Source organism: Psychrobacter sp. AH5, from assembly GCF_040371085.1.
Classification (GTDB): Bacteria; Pseudomonadota; Gammaproteobacteria; order Pseudomonadales; family Moraxellaceae; genus Psychrobacter.
On the sequence record NZ_JAMBMT010000001.1, the window covers coordinates 1,628,868 to 1,651,051 of the forward strand.

General features: G+C 42.4%; 20 protein-coding genes. 9 read left to right on the forward strand and 11 right to left on the reverse strand.

Annotation, left to right across the window (positions count from 1 at the left end):
- Positions 1–181: 181 nt before the first annotated feature.
- The 6 genes from M0N77_RS06840 to M0N77_RS06865 all read right to left on the reverse strand — a co-directional run bounded on the left by M0N77_RS06840 (position 182) and on the right by M0N77_RS06865 (position 5,148).
- A complete protein-coding gene (locus tag M0N77_RS06840; RefSeq protein WP_198328699.1) occupies positions 182–433 on the reverse strand; it encodes an AlpA family transcriptional regulator in 252 nt (83 codons plus the stop codon).
- A gap of 168 nt (positions 434–601) precedes the next feature.
- The gene (locus M0N77_RS06845) at positions 602–1,513 is read right to left on the reverse strand and encodes a hydrolase or metal-binding protein (RefSeq protein ID WP_198328700.1); all 912 of its coding nucleotides are present in this window, start codon (positions 1,511–1,513) and stop codon (positions 602–604) included.
- Between the two features lie 140 nt (positions 1,514–1,653).
- A complete protein-coding gene (locus tag M0N77_RS06850; protein ID WP_353104486.1) occupies positions 1,654–2,793 on the reverse strand; it encodes a lambda-exonuclease family protein in 1,140 nt (379 codons plus the stop codon).
- Positions 2,794–2,916: 123 nt separating this feature from the next.
- Positions 2,917–3,912, reverse strand: a complete 996-nt coding sequence (locus M0N77_RS06855; RefSeq protein WP_353104487.1) for a DUF932 domain-containing protein — start codon at positions 3,910–3,912, stop codon at positions 2,917–2,919.
- A 55-nt stretch (positions 3,913–3,967) separates the two neighbouring features.
- Positions 3,968–4,258 (reverse strand): hypothetical protein, encoded by a 291-nt coding sequence (locus tag M0N77_RS06860; protein WP_353104488.1) that lies wholly within the window; start codon positions 4,256–4,258, stop codon positions 3,968–3,970.
- Positions 4,259–4,455: 197 nt separating this feature from the next.
- Complete coding sequence (locus tag M0N77_RS06865; protein WP_353104489.1) at positions 4,456–5,148, reverse strand: inovirus-type Gp2 protein; 693 nt, start codon at positions 5,146–5,148, stop codon at positions 4,456–4,458.
- Positions 5,149–5,872: 724 nt separating this feature from the next.
- Here M0N77_RS06865 and M0N77_RS06870 point away from each other — a divergent pair.
- Positions 5,873–6,805, forward strand: a complete 933-nt coding sequence (locus M0N77_RS06870; RefSeq protein ID WP_353104490.1) for a hypothetical protein — start codon at positions 5,873–5,875, stop codon at positions 6,803–6,805.
- 280 nt (positions 6,806–7,085) lie between these two features.
- On the opposite strand, the gene M0N77_RS06875 is transcribed toward M0N77_RS06870, so the two are convergent.
- Positions 7,086–8,303, reverse strand: coding sequence for an LD-carboxypeptidase (locus M0N77_RS06875; protein ID WP_353104491.1), 1,218 nt, complete (start codon positions 8,301–8,303; stop codon positions 7,086–7,088).
- Between the two features lie 194 nt (positions 8,304–8,497).
- Here M0N77_RS06875 and M0N77_RS06880 point away from each other — a divergent pair, with 194 nt between their 5' ends.
- Complete coding sequence (locus M0N77_RS06880; RefSeq protein ID WP_353104492.1) at positions 8,498–8,992, forward strand: YkvA family protein; 495 nt, start codon at positions 8,498–8,500, stop codon at positions 8,990–8,992.
- A gap of 116 nt (positions 8,993–9,108) precedes the next feature.
- Here the strand turns inward: M0N77_RS06880 and M0N77_RS06885 are convergent, their stop codons facing one another.
- Complete coding sequence (locus tag M0N77_RS06885; RefSeq protein ID WP_353104493.1) at positions 9,109–9,411, reverse strand: hypothetical protein; 303 nt, start codon at positions 9,409–9,411, stop codon at positions 9,109–9,111.
- Positions 9,412–9,487: 76 nt separating this feature from the next.
- Positions 9,488–10,057 carry a hypothetical protein gene (locus tag M0N77_RS06890; protein WP_353104494.1) on the reverse strand — a complete coding sequence of 190 codons (570 nt, stop codon included), beginning with the start codon at positions 10,055–10,057 and terminating at the stop codon, positions 9,488–9,490.
- Between the two features lie 308 nt (positions 10,058–10,365).
- Between M0N77_RS06890 and dnaQ the strand changes: the two genes are divergently transcribed.
- The 7 genes from dnaQ to M0N77_RS06925 all read left to right on the forward strand — a co-directional run bounded on the left by dnaQ (position 10,366) and on the right by M0N77_RS06925 (position 18,322).
- Positions 10,366–11,958: a DNA polymerase III subunit epsilon gene (dnaQ, locus tag M0N77_RS06895; protein WP_353104495.1), complete on the forward strand. Its 1,593-nt coding sequence runs from the start codon at positions 10,366–10,368 to the stop codon at positions 11,956–11,958.
- Between the two features lie 70 nt (positions 11,959–12,028).
- A complete protein-coding gene (locus tag M0N77_RS06900; protein ID WP_353104496.1) occupies positions 12,029–13,711 on the forward strand; it encodes a hypothetical protein in 1,683 nt (560 codons plus the stop codon).
- Between the two features lie 19 nt (positions 13,712–13,730).
- Positions 13,731–14,705 carry an NAD(+) diphosphatase gene (nudC, locus tag M0N77_RS06905; RefSeq protein WP_353104497.1) on the forward strand — a complete coding sequence of 325 codons (975 nt, stop codon included), beginning with the start codon at positions 13,731–13,733 and terminating at the stop codon, positions 14,703–14,705.
- A gap of 92 nt (positions 14,706–14,797) precedes the next feature.
- On the forward strand, positions 14,798–15,652 hold the full coding sequence (locus tag M0N77_RS06910; RefSeq protein ID WP_353104498.1) for an RnfABCDGE type electron transport complex subunit B: 855 nt from the start codon (positions 14,798–14,800) through the stop codon (positions 15,650–15,652).
- 67 nt (positions 15,653–15,719) lie between these two features.
- Entirely contained in the window at positions 15,720–16,415 is a 696-nt protein-coding gene (nth, locus tag M0N77_RS06915) for an endonuclease III (RefSeq protein WP_353104499.1), read from the forward strand.
- A gap of 276 nt (positions 16,416–16,691) precedes the next feature.
- Positions 16,692–17,858, forward strand: coding sequence for a methionine adenosyltransferase (gene metK, locus M0N77_RS06920; RefSeq protein ID WP_353104500.1), 1,167 nt, complete (start codon positions 16,692–16,694; stop codon positions 17,856–17,858).
- 104 nt (positions 17,859–17,962) lie between these two features.
- The gene (locus M0N77_RS06925; protein WP_353104501.1) at positions 17,963–18,322 is read left to right on the forward strand and encodes a DUF3144 domain-containing protein; all 360 of its coding nucleotides are present in this window, start codon (positions 17,963–17,965) and stop codon (positions 18,320–18,322) included.
- Between the two features lie 181 nt (positions 18,323–18,503).
- Here the strand turns inward: M0N77_RS06925 and M0N77_RS06930 are convergent, their stop codons facing one another.
- Both M0N77_RS06930 and M0N77_RS06935 read right to left on the reverse strand, forming a co-directional pair.
- The gene (locus tag M0N77_RS06930; RefSeq protein WP_353104502.1) at positions 18,504–20,159 is read right to left on the reverse strand and encodes a BCCT family transporter; all 1,656 of its coding nucleotides are present in this window, start codon (positions 20,157–20,159) and stop codon (positions 18,504–18,506) included.
- 255 nt (positions 20,160–20,414) lie between these two features.
- Positions 20,415–22,064 carry a BCCT family transporter gene (locus tag M0N77_RS06935; RefSeq protein ID WP_353104503.1) on the reverse strand — a complete coding sequence of 550 codons (1,650 nt, stop codon included), beginning with the start codon at positions 22,062–22,064 and terminating at the stop codon, positions 20,415–20,417.
- Positions 22,065–22,184 lie beyond the last annotated feature (120 nt).

A 22,184-nucleotide genomic window follows, 5' to 3' on the forward strand; every position in this document is an offset into this window, starting at 1 on the left:
GTATGGCTTTTTTATTAGGTAAGCTACTATTGTTAAAAACAGCTTTATCTATACAGATAACATCCTCGTTACACTTTTTTAGGATTTTTAATACCTCTAAAATATCTACTTTTTTATTTTACTAATGCTAAATACAAGAAATAAACCGCCCTACTCTTAGGGCTAGAGCGGTCAGATACATCTAAGCTGAACGCTCAGCAATCTTAGTATTAATCCACTCCGCAATCTCACTTGCCACCCAAGCTACTCTCACTTGTGTCAGTTGGAGCTTTTTAGGGAATGTTGGATCATATTGATCAGAATCTACGTCGCCCATTGCATAGATAGTTGAGCGGCTGATACCTGTATATTCTATGACTTTTTTGACACTAAGTAGCTGCGGTATATGATTGCATTGCTCGATTACTGGCTGTGCTGCGTTTAAATTATCCATTGTTTTCTCCTTGTAAGTTAATGAGAGCGTTATCTCTCATACAGTTAGGGAGTCCTATATTTTTTTACGGCATCCTATACAGTCCGACCGTTAGCCTTGAACGAAACTATAAAAAAAGGAGCAGAATGAATCCGCTCCTCTTTATGTCACCTATTTGGCTTGATAGGTTTAACTCACCGCTGTCACGCTTTGTCGTAATCCTTTCTCAATGCTATTCACGTTACGAGTGGCTAACCCATTCTGATAATTACCTTGCTGATTGCTACTGATGTCATCTGTTTCTACTGGATAAAACTCTTCAACCACATCAAGCAGACCATCGCTATCAACCTCAAAGCACGAGTTCACATAACCAAGCTTTGCTGCTTCCTCTAGTGCCGCTTGATCAAAGCCGTGTTCACTTAGCTCATTATCAATCACTCTGGCATGTTGTACCGCATCTTTAAGTGTTACCCCATCACGCAAGGTCAGGTCCACAAAGTAAATCGGTGTGCGATAGCTTTGCGTGGTGCTTTTGCCTCTTAGCGTTAATTGCAGTGGTAGACATGACAGCTTATTGCCTGATACCGCAGCAAAGTAGCTCAGCCTTGCTGCAAGCGTTCTAATACTATTAAAGCCTGTGGTGCGAAAGATGAATGTTCCTAGCTCATCATCTTCACTGAGATTAACGTATAGCCTGCCATACGGCTTACAAGCACCGCCTTGTGCTAATGGGCAACGATCAGGTGATGGGCAAGGCAATTGCTCAACGCCACCATTCGTTCGACGTTGACACTGCTCACCGTCACCGACGCAGAGTGGTCGTCCAGTTTGTCGATCAAACAGTGTGTACTCAGCTCTCAGGTTTAGTGTCGGATCGTTAAACAGCATGCGTACTGGTATTTGCCTCAATTTACCGTCACTATTTGCGCGTAGCTTTGCATCAAGTGGATGATTGATCCAGCCATCCTTGTTTTGAACTTGGCTGGTAATGGTGAATTGATCGTCTTTAGCAGGTAAGCGTTTGCCATCTTTTACAATGACACGCCCAATGCTGATACGACCTAAAACTGGTGGGGTAATAGTTAGACCTTTAATCATAGTCATGTTCCTTTTGTGTTTGATAGGTTTTGTTTAGCCATAAAAAAGCCCACCTATGACGGATGGGCTATTATGTGCTTACTTTGATTGATTGGCTTTGAGTGGTTGATGAATGTGTTAATAATTAAATGACTGATAGCTTAGTCATTAAGAATAACAAATCGACGGCTGCCTTGACGGGTTTTACTAAACCGCTCGAGTAATTCCGGATGGGCTTTAATGACCGCCTTGCTATCCAAGCCAATACTGTCTTTAGAGCGCTTCCACGAGATAGCCCCTTTCTCGAACACTGCGACCTCATTATCTTGAATTAAGCTTTGCAGCTGATGCTTCACTTGGTCATGACGCTGCTCTAGCTCTTGCATATAGTCACGGTAGCTAAGCAGTTGCTCAAATAACTTATTGGCACCATCGTCCTCTCGCAGATCAACCTTGCTTGATGGCTCAGGGGTTGGATACAGCTGCTTTAATGCTCTCGCTGCGGATTCAGAATGATCAGGCGTTGGCGGGGTATCGGCTTCCACATACTGCCAGAATAACCGCTCATGTTCGATGATGGATGCAATCAAGCGCTCATCACGCTCAACCTTATAAATCTTCGCTTCATGACCACAAAGCAGCACGCAGATATGAGCAGCCTGTTTACCTGTGACTGCCAACTGGTGCTGTACTTGGCAGGTGACATATAAAGGCACGCCATGCTTCCATAGCTTAGCACCATGTTCACCAGCAGTTTTACACTCTAGTATCTGCGCCTCTGTACACCCTGTAATAGCATAGTCTAAGTTCACCAGAATAAAGGCTTTGTCAGGATCAGGATGCTGCAAGATCGCGTTTACGCGGCGTACCTTATTACCTGTATGCTCTTGATAGTATTTAGCGACCATTGGCTCTAGGGTATTGCCCCAATACAGCGGTGAGTAGCCCTCTAAGCTCTCATCGATATCTGAGCTCATACGTCCTGTCTTAATCATCCATAGCTCAAGCATGGAAAGGTAAGGATGAATACCACAGGCAGCAGCAGCATCCGAGCTGCCAATACCTTGCTTACGAAATTGCAGCCAGTCTTCACGACTTAGGTTTTTGGTGTTGACCAAACGTTTAGCTGTGGTTGATGTATTTGCTTGAGTAGGTCTACCAACCGTTTCATTTTGCTTTAGCGTTAGCTCTGCTGGTTTACCCTTGGTTTCAGGCTTAGCAATTCGCGATGCTTTGCCCTTAACGGTTACACGTTTAACTCTTGGCTGAGTAGTTGTATTGTTTAATGCGATCATGTTCATAATGAACTCCTTCGTTAGATTTATTATTGGTAATTAGTTAATTCAAATAACCTTGCTGACGGCATAAAAAAACCACGCTTAAAGGCGTGGTTGATTCATCAAGTAAACAAAGTCATTAAGAGATTAGGCAATTAAGCGCAGCGCTTCATCCAAGCTTTTATCTTTAAGCTTTGCCCCGGCACCAAACCAAGCTGAGTCAAGGCGATGATCTTGCGACATGGCACGGCGTTCATGATCGACAAACTCTGTCATCGCAGAGAGTAAGCCATAAGCGGTGTCTTTAGCAGAATCTAAATCCGCACCGCGTCCTTGACCGTTAAACATCGTCATCACCTGATTCATGGCGCGAGCATTCGGAACCGCTTCTTTCTCCTTCTTAGCGGTATTAAACAGAATAAGGCCATCGTCTTTGACATCGTTAAACACCCGATTTAAATAATTGGCGGCTTCTGCTTGGGTTACTCGTCTATTGGTGAGCTGCTTCATCTCATAATTAAAGTCATCCCACTGGCTAACGGATACGCCTAATTGCTGTTTGACTTTGTCGGCATCAAAGGTAGTACTATGCGGAACTTTGACCACGCCTCCTGAGCCATCAGCTAAGCTAATCGCTAAGGTGTTATTACATACCACACGGATATTAGTAAACTGTGCTGTGGTCGCTAATGTCCCATCACAGGCGGTTGCTAATAGCAAATAGCCATGACTGACATCGCCGCCACGTAGTGTTGCTGATTGACCAGTTCGAGCGAGGGCCCAGAACTTACGACCACCTTTTAACACACCTGCCGTTTCCAGCTCAAAGTCTGCTTGCTCGGTCAGATCCCGATAAAACTCTAGAATCTCACTGGGTTGTACTTCTTGATAGCGTTGACTGACTACTGATAACGGCTCTAAATTATCAGAGCGATACAGTACCTTGTTATTGTCAAAAGGCATGATCAGGTTTTGACCTTTATCATTGGTTGCCATGTAGCTGACATCCGATGATTCAATACGCCAATCCATACCCGCCTCACGTGCCCAGACTTCGATAGGCTGCTTGGGTGACAACTCTTGCCCTAGTCCATGCCAAGGGGTATCGCCAACGTATGCCATTGATTCGATTAAATGTGCCATGATTAATTTCCTTTTTATTGTTTAATGGTTTTACTTAATGGGTTGTAGGGGTACTTTAGAACGTAAAGGTTGATAAGCAGGTATGACATGAATAACGGGGTCTTTCAGATAAAGTGATCAACGGTGGCTGCTGTCGCTTGTCTTTAGCCAAGCTGATTGCAGATGCCATTGCTGACCCTATCACCACACCGATCGTTGAATTGATTTTGTAGTACTTGCAGATACTCACGCCAAGCCCTGAAAGGGTAGATTGTGAACACAGTTGCTCAAAGATAGTAGATGAACTTGCACTAGGTAGATTACTTGTGACGTTTGATGAATGACAGTGAGGGCAGATCGGTCTCATAGAGAACTCCTTTTTTATTGCGCATAAAAAAAGGCCTGCAATGAAGCAGACCTTTAACTAGGATGAATGAGTGAGTGTTAAACAGACAGGTAAGCGAGGCTACCTGTCTTATCTCATAGGGGTACTATATACCTAAGATTACTTTGCTATGAGATAGTACCTCTACGCTTTTCCTACATTGATTCCCTTTTACTAAGCTATTGAAGCATGCTTTGCCCAAAGGTATTCATGTTGGGTACAGACACCTTAAGACGTTGATAACTTTTATCACGCTTATCAGGACGGGTTAAATACAAAGCAGCATTAACCGCATTCTCGACTTCTTGCATGTTGTTACGATGGATCATCCCGATACCAAGTTTGCCGTAGCGTGCAAGACCTTCCTTATATTCTTTAGTATTTAAGATAAAGCAGTAGCCAACGCCCTCAGTAATCTCTCGCCATTTTTGTCCAACTTGATCAGCCAAATAACTGTCCTTGTAATGTTTTGAACCATCAAAGATCAATAGCAGATGACAGTGAAAGCCACCATTGTCTTCACCATGTTCTAATGACCAAGCATGGTGAAGTAAATGCTTAAAACAAGTATCGCCATTATGAATGGCATCTCTTAACTTTTTCATATGAAAGTCAAAATCACGGATAGTAATGTGATGACTGATCTCTTGTATGTATTTTAAATCCACTCTCACAAACAACAATCTTGGATGATCTGCGATAAGGGTTCTGATATTAGGCTCTAAGCTTTTGCTGTTTTGATTACTTTGATAACGCCACGCATTGTAATCTTGCTTAATGGTCTTTTTATAATTTGGTAGTAACTTAATAAACAGCCCTGTTTTTTCATCATCCCAAAAGACGTTGTAAGGATAATCGTTACCAATAATCATATTGGTGGTTTCTATAAATGCTTGGAGTGGTTTTGAGTATCTGTCTTCAGAATTAAGGCTGATCATAAACGAATAATAGAACTCGTTCAACTGACTTTTGATTTGTTGGAAATTGATGGTACCAAATAATACATCTCTAACCAGTCTGTCGACGTTAGAGATGAGTTGAGACTGATTAACAGGTGAATAGATCATGTCTTGTTTTCCTATGAATATAAAGTTGAATGGGTGCTACATATATTCATAGGGTTGTATATTTTTTTACTGTTAAGTGCGGATAGCATCCGCCTTAGTTAAGCAGTACTTAATATAACCTATATTATCGTACCGTCTTTCCATGAGTATCCAAAATCAAGTTTTCTGTAAGCTAGCCTTGGGTTTATTAAAAACCCAACACAGCAAATTACTGTGTTTTAGGTAAGACTGTGAAGATGGAGTTAGCTAATTGCTTGCAATTGAAACAGTTAAATCAAATCCTGATTTTGTGGTTTAGTAATTGATTGATAAAAAATTACCACTATTCATTAAAGATATATAATTAGCAGATTGCTACGTAAGTAGAGTATATCCGCAATTTATAAGGATCATAGTTGGAATAGTATTACTATAAATACTACGATAAAAGCACTGATATGATATTATAATGTCTTATGGTATTTATTCTGATATCACTTAAATACTTACAATTTATAAGTAAATCGACCTCAACTATATGGAACTTCCTATGTCAAGTGATCAAACTACTAAAGATAAATTGCTACATAAAGTTAATGAATTAACAGAACGAGAGATAGCTATTTTTCTGAGTATTCTACAGTTCCATAATAACGAAATTATTATAATTAGGAATAAAGACTATCTGCTCAGAGCAATTGATCAAGTAAACTTAGATGAAGAAGATTTATTAGATCTACTTAATGATTTGAAAGGTGTTTTATTACCTCAAGACAACATAGACTGGATAACGAAAGACTTAAGAACATCTCTATGGTTCTATAACTATTACCAAGAACATCTTATGCCAATGATACATTTTGCTAGTAATGATATTAGCAACTATGAGGATTACTTAATAACTGGCATAGACTGCTCTTTCATATTGTTAGAACAAAATGATCAAATTAACCTGCCATTTGATTCAAATGATAGTAAAAAACCACGCCTTATTAATCGTCATAACTTTTATTTAGAAAATAAAATAAAAATTATTAATAATACGAAAGCACTTCATCATACAATACTTACGGAAAATAAATATATAGATTGGATTGATGTTAAAAATACAGATCAACTATATTGGGCTACAGATTATCTTCGTAAGGCTGGTATGCTAATAGGCGCTAAGCTATTTTTGGCTCAAACTAATGAAGATATGTTTGCCAGAGTTTGTGCAAGCTTAGATGCAATGGATAATTTTCATAATTTAAATCTCCAATATATACCTACTGCTCATAAAAAATACTTTATCTCAAGTATGCGTAAGGCATGGAGTCAGAAAAAATTCAGAGACAAAAAAGACGTAGAAGCAGCACAGGATCTTCTTCTAACAAGAAAAGCTAAAAAGCAGTTGTCCGAATTATCCAGAGCTTACGGTATAAGCTCAGTTGAAATGCTTACTGATATTATTGAGACAGCTCATCAGACTGCTAATATTTAGTATGTTGTGATAAAATTTATTTATCTGATCACTATTAACAAATAATGAAGTAATAATCTCATGTACACCATTGTGTACACTATAGATCCAGCGTTTTAAAATATTTATAAAAATCAATTGCTTAAGTATAAAGCATCGTTCCGGCTCCGGGTACCATTATAGTAGTAAATAAAAAGGCTTCCAATTATTTGGAAGCCTTTTTTTTGGCTAAAAATTCTTTAATATCTCACAGCTAGGCTGATGAGCTTGAGCACAAGTTTGGCTACTAATACCACCTTATCTAAGCCCACAACCCCTCAACATTAATAGCACTAGCATTAATAGTCGGATAGTCCAAAAAGCTTAACTGATAGCCGCCAGTCAAATTAGCACGGATCTGACAAGTCGCTCCCAACGGGAAGCTTGCCTTTTGGGCGATATGGCCGAAGCGCATACCGTTATAAATCGGTAGCCCAGTGAGCTTATGCAGCTGATGAACTACGGTTGCCACATCAAAACGCTTGTCATAGCTGTCCTCACCCGTACCAGAAAACGCGCCAAACACTATCGCTTGTTGATTTTTAAACACCCCTGCTAGATACAACTCATAAAGCATGCGCTCGATACGATAAGTCTGCTCGCCAACATCCTCTAAAAACACAATACCGCCATCGATACGGGGTAGATACTCACTTCCAGTCAAAGCAGAAACGACGCTGAGATTGCCACCCCAGATGGTGCCCGTTATCGTTTGCGTTTCTTTATTGGCCAAGATAGTAGGCAGTTTGGGATTGGTTAATTCAGCACTATTAATATCGATAGTCAGGCGAGGATTGCTGAGCGCTTCTACAAAATTGCGACAGCTGAGTTGATCAGGATTATTTTTACCAAACTCGCTATACAGCATAGGGGCGGCAAGCGAGCTCATGCCCCCTTTGGCAAGTAACGCACATTGAATAGCCGTGACATCACTGAAGCCTGCCAATATAGTGCCGCGCTCTTTCATAACACGACCAAGCGTCGTCCAGTCAATCAATGGTAATATGCGCGAGGCCCCATAACCGCCGCGCACTCCGAGCAGTAGCTTAGGCGCTTTGATCGCGCCGGTAGCGATATTTTGTAAGTCGCTTGCCCGCCGCGTATCGGTACCTGCAAAGCGCAAATACTGGCGGCTGACTACCTCAGGGTTTTGTACTTTAAATCCAGCGCAGGCCACCCGCTGCAAGGCAACTTTATTACGAGCCTCATTACTACCGACATTGGAGCTTGCAAATAGCCTAGTATCAATACTAGCAGCAATACATTGGTTAGTCTGAGCAACTTGCTGATAGCTTGAATTTTCACTTACCGTAACGATTGGCAGCTCATCTTTAGTAAACGCGGCAGTATTATTGCCTAATAAATCCTCGTCCGCCCAAGCACTGACCATACTTTGACTAGCCAGCAAACTGGCGCTTACCCCTACTCCTATGTGCCGCAAGAACTGTCGACGATTAAGCTCAAAAAAGGTATTGCTCATTGTTTTTACTCTATAAAAATAGTCTATGTAAAGCCGCTGTTGGTACTAATAGTAAGCTTACTGACGCAGTATCTAATAATAACTACAGCACTAAAACGCTACATTTTACCTTACCCCTTTATTTGGCGCTTGCCATTACTCTTGCTATAGTAATAAAAGCAGTAACAAGCCCATCATAAACAAGGATTATAACTATGAGTGATAAAGACAAACCACAAGATGAAAAAGGTCTGATCGACAGTATTAAACTGATTGTCAGTAAAGAGGATAAAATAAACGATCAGCTGGAGAATGGCCGCGGACTTGAGCGCTACGCGAAGGACTTATTACTGCTAGTAAGCTTAGTCAAAGACTATTATCAGGGTCATTATCGCGATATTCCTTATAAGACCATCTCAGCGGCGGTAGTCGGTTTATTGTACGTGATAAATCCTATTGATATCATTCCAGACTTTATCCCATTTATTGGCCAAGTGGATGACGCCTTAGTATTAGGCTTTTGTCTCAAGCTAATAGAAAAAGACTTATTAAAATACAAAAAATGGAAAGACAAGCAGTCAGAGACGACCAAGGATAAAACAAAAACTACGAAAAAAAGCTCAAAATCAGACACGGACGAGGAAGAAAAAAGCGCAGAGGTAAAAGATAAAGAAAATAATAACAGCAATGATGGCAAACAAAAAGCTTAACTCACTTTGTTATTGAGTTTGTTAAGGCTTTGACAAAATAAATATTAAATCAAAAAACACGCTCAACAAGCTATTGTTGTTGAGCGTGTTACTTTTATTATCGTTTTGATATGCCACTATTTTGGTAAATCATAACGTGACTTTTCTGGATTAACACCAAAGGAGAAAACAAAAGTCGCCACCAAACTATTGACGATAATAAAGGGCAAATCAATAGTAATATGACCTAACAAATAGCGGCCAATCAACCAAGAGATGATTAGCATAATAATAAAAAACCCGCCCATATAACCCAAGATAGCCGGATGCTTCAAACTGTAAGGCTCATCTGGAGTGGTTTCATCTAATACTTTAGTGCGAATGAGCCAACCAGCGCCATAAGAGAGACCACCTAATATTACATAACTCAAAAAATTCATAACGTATGCTCTAGACTTATTATTTAAAGATTAGCTTGTACCGCTTAGGCTATATTACTTGATTTACATTCAAACTTTATACGCTCTCATTGACATTATCTATGACGATATCGGCGTGTGGATCAGCTAATATATCAGTATTGACCTCATCGCATTCTACGCGGTAGATAGTGTTTGCGCCTTTGTAGATATAAGATAAATACTCGCTATCAAGTAGCGGATCGATATTGGCATAAGCGCTTTTGACATGTGCTAATACTAACACTCTATCAGGACGAGCGATCACCGCATCGACATTATCCGGATCAATAGAGAAAAACTTGGGAATCTCGCTATTGTCAATCAGCTCCAAGGCTTCTGGATCATCCCAAACTCGATTAGCGCTAGCTGGCTCCTTCATTTGCATCACCCAATTACCATCTTGTTCGCTGACTTTAATCTGCGCAGGCTCGTCATAGCTCACCGTATAGCACCCTGCAAATAATGACAGATCTGTCTGCGTTGCCACTGTAGCTGCTTCCATTTCGGTATCAGTACTACTATTATTACAGCCGCTTAGCGCGAGTATTAGTAGGCTACTAGCTATAGCAGAGCAGATAAGATTGAAAAATGAGCGATTAGTGACCTTTGAGCGTCTAGGCATCATGAGGTATTCCTGCATTAGGGAGTGAAGTGGTATTTGGTTTTAGCTTCTTTGGTTTGAGCTTAAAGCGGCGTCAAAGAGTAGAGATAAATTGTCAAAAAATTGGCGTTATTTTGCTCAATAAGCGTTATTTTAACTCAAAAACCCAAGCCTTGCTTTTTAGATATGTGGTATTACAGTTTTATGTATTGTAATCGCCCTATCAAGCCCAGATTTGCTATAATCGTGAGCACCTTTTATAGTAAATAGTGGCACTATTTTTGCCATCGATTTTGCCATTGATTTTGCCTTTGCCAGAGCCTTGAATTTATATGTCCGATTATCCTTCTATCCGCCCTAACTCTCTCACCGCCAAATCAGCTGACCTGTTGGCAGCTAAAGCTAATACTACTATCGCTTTTACTGACGGCGCTTGTAAAGGCAATCCTGGCGCAGGTGGTTGGGGCGCGCATCTTATCTTTAGTGATGGACACACGCAGGATTTGTATGGCGGTGAAGCCATGACTACCAATAACCGTATGGAATTGATGGGCGCGATAAAAGCTTTAGAGCACAGTCCGATTGAGACAACTTTAGAGATTTGGACCGACTCAAGCTATGTACAAAAAGGCATTACTGATTGGATTGAGGGCTGGAAAAAACGCGGCTGGAAAACAGCGAGCAAAAAACCAGTCGCTAATCAAGATCTTTGGCAACAGCTAGATACTCTGCGCCAACATCGTAATGTAGAATGGCACTGGGTCAAAGGTCACGCAGGTCACGCGGGTAACGAAAAAGCCGATGAGCTGGCCAATCTTGGAGTCACAGCTAGTAGCGAGCCCTCCTCTACGGTTACTATCAGCCAAACACATACTGATACTGATAAAAAAAAAGCGCTTGCTAGCGCGCCAGTAAATAATGCAGCTATTAATAAGGTTGATAAAGACGATTGGCTGAGCTTTGATCCTTTAGGTCTGGATGAATTTGACGATGTTGAAGATATTGAAGATATTGAAGATATTGAGGATGAAGAGATCAATGAAGTGGCAGATAAAGATCAACCACCTAACTTTGTAAGTAACACGACTACAGGCCATGCTATGACTGATGATACTACTTTGCAGCACTCTGCCGCTCAAGAAGCTGATTTACCAAAATTCGATGGTGATACTAGCCGTGCCAATCCGTATTTTCAGCCGTTACTGCCAAAGCCTATTCACAAAGGTGAGAGTAATCGTCAGCTAATTATGGATACCGAGACTACCGGACTTGACGCGCTAAAAGGCGATAGAGTGATAGAGGTCGGTATCGTAGAGCTAGTCGGTCGTAAGTTTACTGGTGAGAAGCTGCATGTCTATATCAATCCGCAGCGCGGGATGGATGAAGAGGTCATTCGTATTCACGGTATCTCTGAGGCTTTTTTGGCAGATAAACCGACCTTTGATAAAGTGGCACAAGCGCTTTATGATTTTATGGATGGTGCTGAGATTATCGCTCACAATGCTTCGTTTGATATGAACTTTTTGAACATGGAATTTGCTAAAGTTGGCCTGAACGATTTTGCTGAGCGAGTGCAAGTCACTGACTCCCTACTCATGGCAAAACAGCAATATCCGGGGCAAAAAAACACTCTTGATGCGCTAGTTCGCCGCTTAGATGTCGGTAAGCAAGACCGTACTTTTCATGGCGCTTTACTGGATTCGGAGATTTTGGCTGAAGTCTATTTGGCGATGACCGGTGGTCAGGTGTCATTAGCGATTGAAGAGGATAGTATCAGCGAGGATGGTCAAACCACTCATGCCAACTTTGCTAACCTAGCGGCACTACTATTAGAGTCTAGTAAAGATGAGCAGGCCAATCAAGATTGGTTTACTAACCTTGCCGCTGATTATCCAGTAATGAGCGACAGTCTAGCTCATTGGTAAGTACGACAAGATAGCACAGGGAAAGTTATTCACTCTAAACGGTATTATCTATAATTTATAAGGGAAAACTATGAGTCAATCCGAAAAAACCACTTTAAGCGCCCCTACGCTTAGTATCACTAATTTTGACTTACCTTCCCTACATTTATTGCATAGTGAGATTATAGTCACTCTAAAAAACGCGGAGATTCATCTAAGCGATTTTAATGATAACAACTCGCAAGCACCGCTGCTTCTTGATTCAATAGAAGTACTAACCCAGCTATCAAACATTTTTCAGCTAATCTCCCTCAAAGGCGGTCAGTTTTTAAGCACCGCTATTGCCCAAGGCATGCAGCAGCTTTATGACAGTCAAGATCACCACCATGACGCGCTTATTATGGATCTCTCAGAGGCCATAATCACGCTCGATCGCTACATAGAGTTTGTGCTATTGACAGAAACGGTAGAGCCCTCTTTATTGCTGCCTATCATTAATAAGCTAAATGCTTATAGTAATAAACAGCCTATTGCCGCAGATCACTTTGCCAATTTTGGTAGTAGTAGCGTCATCATCGCTAATCCTGAAAATAACTTTCAGTCGCTAGACTCGCTAGGGCTAGATAGTCATTTGCTCACTAACGTCTATCGTAGCGGTCTGAGTGTATTATTAACCAATAAAGACGGCAAGATATCTGCAAGCGATGCCGAAAAGCTTAAGGCTATGAGCAGCGCTTGTGCTTTGATAGCCGGATATAGTAACAGTCTATTTTGGCAAGCAGCTTTGGCAGCCGTTACCGATATCGAGACGCTGCTACCACTCTCTTTGAGTCAAAAACATCTGTTGATCTATCTAGAGCAGCAGTTTAATAGCTATCTGCCGGTGATGGATATTCGCTTTGCCGATCTTGTCAGCTTTGCTTGTAGTCGTGAAAATGCTCCATCGCTTAAACTACGTGAGCAGTACGCCAATAATCAGCTCGACTTACCGCAGCTTGAACAGATGAAACGCTTCTTATTTGGCCCTAATCGTGCCATAACAGATATCTCTAATGACTTAATTCAACAAAAAATCAGTATCATCAAAGAACAAGTCGATAGCTATGCTCGTAGAGATGATATTAGTATTACGCCTATACAGCCCAAGGATATTGCAACCAACATAAAGGAGCTAAGCTCCACATTAAGCCTGTTTAATCTAAACGATACCGCCGCTTTATTGACTCAGGCCGCTCAAGCAGTAGCAACTTGGCATAATCCTATCTCTGAGGATTTTGATGACTTGTTATTGGCTTTGATGGCTGCCGAAAACGCTGCTATCGCAATGGCAAAAATGCATACGCCTGGCGCTATTAACTTATCGCTCAATAGTCAGCAAATCTCTTTGCATCAGCTTGATACTGCTTATGATATTTTAGTACAAGAAAGTCGCAGTAATATTATAAAAGCTGAGCAAGCGATTATAGATTATTCAGCAGAAGGTAATAATCAGCTAGCGCTGCTAACACCGATACCAGAGCTGATCCATCAAGTGGCAGGAGCTTTACGATTTTTGGCGCTACCTACATTATCTTACATGTTTAGTCAGCTCGCCAGCTTTATACAGCAGCAATTATCAGCTGAGCAGCCATTTGATGAGCAAATGCTTAGCCGTATAGCAGATGTGCTAATGTCCGTGGACTACCGATTAGATGGTTTTGAGCATAATAGACCGGTGAATAAGCGCTCGCTAGATGTCGGTCAGCACAGCTTGAGTCAGCTACTAGCCGCCTAATTATTCCGGATTGATTTAAATGAGTCATACCTTTGTTTTTGAAAAAGAAGCTATCTTATGTCGCCATACTTTGGATGGTTGGCAGCCTTTTGCTCTCCCTCTAGCAGCTGAGCTAACTAGTGAGCAGCCCCGTTATCAATTAGGCCGGGTTGAGCTGCTAGAGAGCTTAGCGCCTAGTTACTGGCAACAGGATGATAAAGATTGTGCAATCAGCCAAGCTCAGCTTAGCAGTGCACCGGCAACCAGCGCTATAAGTTATGACTATGCTCGCCTGCATCAATTAACGCTGCCAAAGATAACCGCCAGTGCTGATCTACAAACTATAGTAGAGACGGCTTTAGAGAGTGAGAGTGATAAAGTAGCGCCTATATACGCTTTTATCTCCTACCGTAAGCTCGTCACTCAGCTTGCGCCTGCGCTAGCCGATCAGCTCAGCCAAGCCATTCAGCTGCTGCGTTGGCAAGCGGATACTCGGTTTTGTAGTCGCTGTAGTGCGCCTGTAGCTGCAGCCGAAACCGGTGAGCGGGCGATGGTTTGTAGCGTTTGTCGCTTACGCCAATATCCGCGTGTACAGCCTTGCATTATTACCGCTATTACCCGCCCCAATCCGCAAACAGGCGAGATGCAAGTACTACTCGCGCATCACCATCGTTATGGTCAGACTAGCCTGCCGCTACAATACGGGCTGATTGCTGGGTTTGTCGAAGTCGGTGAAAGCCTAGAGCATGCCGTGGTTCGTGAAGTCTATGAAGAGGTGAATATACACTTAACTGATATTCGTTATGTTAGTAGTCAACCTTGGCCCTTTCCTTCAAACTTAATGCTAGGGTTTCGAGCTGACTACGCCAGTGGCGAGATTGTTTGGCAAGAAGATGAGCTCTCTCATGCCGATTTCTTTGATTTATCAGACTTGCCGAAGATACCTTTTAAAGGTAGCATCGCCTACGAATTGATTGCTCAAATCGCTGAGGAACAAGGAGTTGAGCTTTGTTAACTATGAACTGCCATTAGTATTAGTCTCATCCTAATCCTTTTATTCCCATTATTATTTACTGCTATTTATGTCCGCTTTAAGGTCAGTATTCAATGTCTGATAACCACGCTAAGCCCTTATTAACACGCTTGACGAATTTGCCTATTTTATTCGATACCCTGACGATTGAGACGCTACCGGCGGCTACTCAAAATAAGATTGCGCGTATTGATAGCTGCTTACCGCAGACTCAGTGCGGCCTTTGCGATCATCCTGATGGCTGTCTGCCTTATGCGGCAGCGATTGTGGTCGACAATGAGCCGTATAATAAATGTGTGCCTGGTGGACAGCCAGTGACTGACGCTATTGGCAGCATTATCCACTCTGATGAAAGCAGCGATAGCAGTGCACCGGTCATTGCTGAGCCATCAAAATGGCCGATAGATATTGCTACTAGCCGCCCAACTGAGGTGCGCGCTATCATTCGTGAAGACGACTGTATTGGCTGCACAAAGTGTATTCCTGCCTGTCCGGTCGATGCTATCGTCGGTACTGGTAAGCATATGCATACTATCTTTACCGATCTTTGTACCGGCTGCGAGCTATGTATAGCGCCTTGTCCGGTGGATTGCATTGATTTGGTGACCGTCCATCGTCAGCTGTCCGAGACTGAACGCGAAGAGGAGCAACAGGATCTGCGTCAGCGTTATCATACGCATTTGCAGCGCGTGACCAAGCAGCTAGCCGACAGTAGTAATGCCAAGCCAGTCGTTAGTATGGTGGAAGCCAAACTCAATAATGTAGCGAGCCAAGCTTTAGATATCAGTGAGCAACAAGCCAAGCAAACTATTGCAGCTGCCAAGCTGCGTAGCAAGATTAAAAAGCTAGAAAAACAGCTGAGCCTCCGGCCTAATGATAAAAAACAAAGCGAGCTTATCGCTCTGCAAAATGAGCTCGCCGGCTTGTAAAGCCTCAAGCTACTTTCTCCCTAAAGCTTTTACACTAAGAATTCACAGCAAATAAAGACCCCCTTTTATGAGTAAAACTGTCAAACATAAAACCGCCGATACGCCGCCCTCAAGACTGATGCCAAAGCGTAATGTACGACCTTTTTTTGACAAACTAGCGGCGACTATAGAGGAGCCTGTCACTGAGCTGCAGTTCAATAGTAACTTTGAGCTATTGATTGCAGTTATCCTCTCCGCGCAGGCGACAGATGTCAGTGTCAATATCGCTACCCAGCAGCTCTATCCGGTAGCCAATACTCCCGAAGCGATTTGGGAATTAGGGGAAGAAGGTCTAAAACCCTATATTAAGAATATTGGCCTTTATAACGCTAAAGCCAAAAATGTTATCAAGACCTGCCGTGATCTGATCGATAAGTTCGATAGCCAAGTGCCTGATAATCGTAAAGATCTAGAATCTCTTGCCGGCGTTGGGCGCAAAACGGCTAACGTGGTGCTTAATACCGCTTTCGGTCAGCCCACTATGGCGGTCGATACTCATATCTTCCGTGTCGGTAATCGCACTGGCCTAGCGACCGGTAAAAACGTGTTAATTGTTGAGAAAAAGTTAGTGGCGCGTATTCCAGAAGATATGCTGCTAGACGCTCATCATTATTTGATTTTACATGGGCGTTATACTTGTCAGGCGCGCACGCCAAAATGTGGTCAATGTCCGGTTTATGAAGAGTGCATGTTTAAGGATAAGGCTAAATTTTTGGAATTATAATCATTTAGGTTTATAGCTTTTTAAGGGTATAAGTGCTTAGATTTACAACCCATCATAGCAATTTGTAATGCACTACTATTCAATAATTTTGAAAATTTAGATTTGTTTATCCCGATCAAGAGATTTGCTAGTTTGCTTGAGTCGCAAAGACACCCTAGAGTTTTGGGGCAAATCACGGTAAGATATGGTAATTTTTTTGAGCCACTTTTTTTATTTTTATAACATTTAATAATGACTGATTTTTTGTAACAGTCCCTGCCATTAAGCGATCCCATTATGCGTGAATATAGTTTATTTACCTCAGAATCTGTCAGTGAAGGCCATCCCGATAAAATGGCTGATCAAATCTCCGATGCCATACTTGACGCCATTTTGCGTGAAGATCTGCATGCTCGTGTGGCCTGCGAGACCTTAGTAAAAACGGGCGCAGTAGTGCTAGCCGGCGAGATCTCAACCACCGCCAATATCGACTTTGAACGTATCGTCCGTGATACCGTCAATGGTATCGGCTATCATCATTCAGACTTAGGTTTTGATGGCGAAACCTGTGCGGTTATCAATATGCTTGGCAAACAGTCGCCTGAGATTGCGCAAGGCGTTGATCGTAGCAGCCCAGAAGAACAAGGCGCTGGCGATCAAGGCTTGATGTTTGGTTATGCCAGTAACGAGACCGAAGTGTTAATGCCCGCCCCTATTGAATACGCTCATCGCTTGATGCAGCGTCAATCTGAGCTGCGCCGCGCCGGTGAGCTGCCGTGGTTACGTCCTGATGCTAAGGCGCAAGTCACGCTAAACTACGAGGGTAATCGCCCTGTCGCTATCGATGCGGTAGTGCTCTCAACCCAGCATGATCCAAGTATTTCACAAGCGGATCTACAAGAAGCGGTGATGGAGAATATCATCAAGCAAGTGCTACCCGCCGAGCTACTGCACAAAGGCACACGCTATCATATTAATCCAACCGGTAAATTTGTCATTGGTGGTCCGGTAGGTGATGCCGGCTTGACAGGTCGAAAAATCATCGTTGACACTTACGGCGGTATGGCTCGTCATGGCGGCGGCGCTTTTAGTGGTAAAGATCCCTCTAAAGTCGATCGTAGCGCGGCTTATGCGGTACGCTATGTCGCCAAAAACATTGTCGCTGCTGGCATTGCTGATCGCTGTGAAGTTCAGGTCAGTTATGCCATCGGCGTAGCAGAGCCGACTTCTATCTCTATCAATACTTTTGGCACCAATAAAATCGATAACGATGAGATCATTCGCCTGATTCGTAAGCATTTTGACTTGCGCCCTTATGGTATCACTCGTATGCTTAATCTATTGCAGCCTATGTATCAGCAAACCTCTACTTTTGGACACTTTGGTCGTCCTGGTTCTGAGACGGCCTTTACTTGGGAAAAAACCGATAAAGCTGAGATTCTAAAGGCCGATGCGGGTTTATAATTGCCAGTACTAGACCCAGACTGACAACATTGGCATTGCACCACTTAACTTGCACCATTTAGATAAGACACGATTTAATTAATATCACCTAATAGGAGTCTTTTATGTCCGATAATAATGTACAAAACGATACGGAAAACACCGATAACAGCGTTGAGATTACTCCTGAAATGCAGTCTTTTTATCAACGAGCTGATGAGATTATTGGCGTGGCAAATAGTCAACTGGGCGAAAAAGCGCATTCCGGACAAGTTGGCGCATCTCTACTATATGCCGCGGCGCGTTATAGCGCTTCAGTTGCTTCTATTGGCTTTGTAAAAGGTGAGGATTTTGCCAAAGAAAAAGAAGATATTATTGAATTTTATGTCAAGCAGTACCGTCAAATGCTAAGTGACAATTTGACCGATTATGCACAGAACTTTGATAATTATGTACAGCTCAATAAAAACGGCAATGCTGAATAAAACTGTTTAATAAAGTCTTTATAAATAAAAACAGCCTATCCTCCAAAGCTAAGTACAAGCGAGCCCTAGATTATTATCATTAAAATAAAATGCCTAGCTTATCTAGATAAGCTAGGCATTTTTTATTGAAATCTTATAATCAAGCGACTAATTTTTGGGCAACGAATTATTAAATTAACACTTATTCATCCGTCTTTTCAATAGCTGGAGGACCAGTTAACAGCTCCTCATCACGGAACTCATTAGCGGAGTTATGCTCTGCTGACTCTTCGGTGATAAACCACTGCTGATTGCGATAAAGAATCAGATGATCTCGGCTCAAACCACGCAGCAGCGAGTACATCATAATCATAATCACAATAGCGAATGGAAAGCCTGAAACAATGGAAGCGGCTTGTAAAGCGCCTAAGCCGCCCGCTGCTAATAGTACCGCAGCGATAACGCCTTCAGTACCTGCCCAAAATAGACGCTGTATCTTTGGTGGGTTAGTATCACCGCCAGAGGTTAGCATATCGATAACGAAACTAGCAGAATCCGAGGAAGTCACAAACCAAAGTACGATCATAACCACAATGAGCAAGTTTACCGCTGAGGTTAGTGGATAAGATTCCATTAGCTTGAAGATAGCGCTACCAGTATCAGCTTTTACTGCTTCGATCAAACCTGGGCTTGCTATGTTAGGATCGATTGCTGCCATCAACTCCAAGTGTACTGCTGAGCCACCAAAAGCGGTGAACCATAAAAATAAAATAGTAATAGGTATAAATAACACGCCTAAGATAAACTCGCGAATAGTACGGCCACGTGAGATGCGAGCGACGAACACACCAACAAATGGCGACCAACTGATCCACCAAGCCCAATAAAAAATAGTCCAAGACGACTGCCAGTTTTCTTGACCCTCATAAGACTCAGTCCACAGACCTAACGGAATCACTTGATGTAAATAATTACCGACGTTTTCAACGAAGCTATTAAAAATAAACTGCGTAGGCCCTAAGATAATCACGAAGCTTAACAGCACAGCGGTGAATAAAATATTGATATCACTTAAACGCTTGATGCCTTTATCTAATCCTAAAAACAGCGACATCCCTGCTAATACTGTGATGAAGGCAATTAGAATAATCTGTACGGTGATGTTGTTTGGAATACCAAATAAGCTCTCAAGGCCTGAGTTAATCTGTAATACCCCAAGGCCTAGCGTGGTCACTACCCCAAACATAGTACCGAATACCGCTAGCGTATCTACCGTATGCCCCATAGGGCCATAAATCTTTTTACCAATGAGCGGATATAGTGTTGAGCGAATAGCCAATGGCAAACCGACCCGATAGTGAAAATAGGCCAAAGCTAACGCCACCATGCCATAGATCGCCCAGACATGAAGACCATAATGTAGAAAGGAGATGTTCATCGCAAGCTTAGCTGCTTCAACGCTTTCAGGCGTCCCTAAAGGCGGCGCCATAAAGTGATAAAGAGGCTCGGCAGTACCCCAATACAGCAAGCCAATACCGATACCAGCTGAGAACAACATACCAATCCAAGAGACTAAATTATACTCAGGCCTCTCGGTTTGATGACCTAATCTGATATCTCCATATCGGCTAAATATCATGTAAATACTCATGACTAAAGCTAAGTTCACCACCACAATAAAGAACCAACCAAAGCGCAAAGAGACAAAGGCTTTTGCGGCATTAAAGAGCACTTCAGCTTGGGCATTAAAAAAAGCACCAAAGATAATGAAGACTAAAATCAAAATCGCTGAGGTCAAAAACACCGGTTTACTTACCCGTGGAAAAGGGCCTAAGCGGCCAACTTTTACGTGATCCATAGACTTTCCAAAGTATAAAATTGCGTCACCATATCAAGATATGGCCTAATTATCAAATGCAACGCTGTTGCAAGCTTTTTTAATATACAGATATATTTGGGTGATAATCAAATTTAATTTGTGAAGCTGAGTTGGTTTTTGAGGTTTAAAAAGTGAGATTAGCTAGCGTTAGCTATTAGCTCATTTGATAAAAAAAACCCCAACCTAGTTATAGATTGGGGCTTGTAGCTCTAGCATTTAGCGCAAGATGAAAGACTAATCACCTTGCACAATCTTTGGCGGACCTTTTAGCAGATGCTCATCTGTAAATTCGTCAGCAGTATTATGATCGACTGACTCGTCAGTTATAAATTGCTGCTGCGCGCGATACAATATCAAGCGATCACGGCCAAGGCCGCGCCATAGCGCATACATCATCACAAAAACGACGATAGCAAAAGGTAGACCAGCTACGATAGCCGCCGCTTGTAGCGCGCCTAAGCCTCCTGCTGCTAATAATATAGCGGCGATAAGACCCTGCATGATGGCCCAAAATAGACGCTGGATCTTAGGCGGATTAGTGTCGCCGCCCGCGGTCAACATATCAATGACAAAACTGGCTGAATCCGATGACGTCACAAACCATAAGACAATCATAATGACAATCAAAAAAGTAATCGGCTTGGTCAATGGATAGTACTCAACCAGCTTAAAGATAGCGCTACCGGTATCGGCTTGTACCGCTTCGACTAGACCCGGGCTAGCCAACAAAGGATCCAAAGCTGCTAATAGCTCCATATGGATAGCAACGCCGCCAAAGGTGGTGAACCAAAAAAACAAAATAGTCATAGGAATCAGTAGTACCCCTAAGACAAACTCGCGAATAGTACGGCCACGGCTGATACGAGCGATAAACACACCAACAAATGGAGCCCAGCTGACCCACCATGCCCAATAAAATATCGTCCAGCCTGCCTGCCAATCTGTACCGCTATAAGCCTCACCCCAAAAGCTCAGAGGAACCACCGCCGCTAAGTAATTACCGATATTCTCAAAAAAGCTATCAAAGATAAATAGCGTTGGGCCAAGGATAACCATAAAGGCTAACAATACGCCAGTAAAGCCCATATTAATATCACTCAGGCGCTTGATGCCTTTATCCAAACCTAGCATCAGTGAACCACAAGCCAGCAGCGTCACAAAGGTAATAATGACAAACTGCACGCCGATACTATTAGGAATGCCAAACAAGCCTTCAAGACCTGAGTTGATCTGCATCACCCCTAAGCCTAAAGAAGTGACTACCCCAAACATTGTGCCAAATACCGCTAAAATATCGACCGTATGACCCCAACGTCCGTATATTTTTTGACCTAAAATAGGATAAAGAGTGGAGCGAATAGAGAGCGGTAAACCGCGTCTAAAATGAAAATAAGCTAGCGCTAAAGCAACAATAGTATAGATCGCCCAAGCGTGTAGACCCCAGTGCAAAAAGGAGATATTCATCGCTTGCTTGGCGGACTCTATAGTTTCCGCGTCTCCCACTGGCGGCGCCATGTAATGATATAGCGGCTCGGCGGTACCCCAATACACCAGTCCAATACCGATACCCGCTGAAAACAGCATAGCAATCCAAGAAAATAGCGGATACTGCGCGCGCTCCGTTTGCTTACCTAAGCGAATATCACCATAGCGACTCGCAATAAGATAAATACAAAACGCCAAAGCGACGTTCATTAGTAAAATAAAAAACCAACCAAAATTGGTAGTGATAAAGCTTTGTAAAAAGCTAAATAGTGCGCCGGCTGTTTCGGTAAAAAACGTACCAAAGATAATAAAACCGACAATTAACAGACCTGAGGTGATAAAAACAGGTTTATTAACTCTTGGAAACGGGCCCAATCTTTCGACCTTGACATGATCCATCTGTTTAGTAACCTTAATTTTTTAGGAAAGTTACTTTAACAAAGTAACCCTTTATTATCAATAGATTACCTACTATAACCAAATAGGAATACGTCAGTAGCCTTCGTATTATTCCACCAT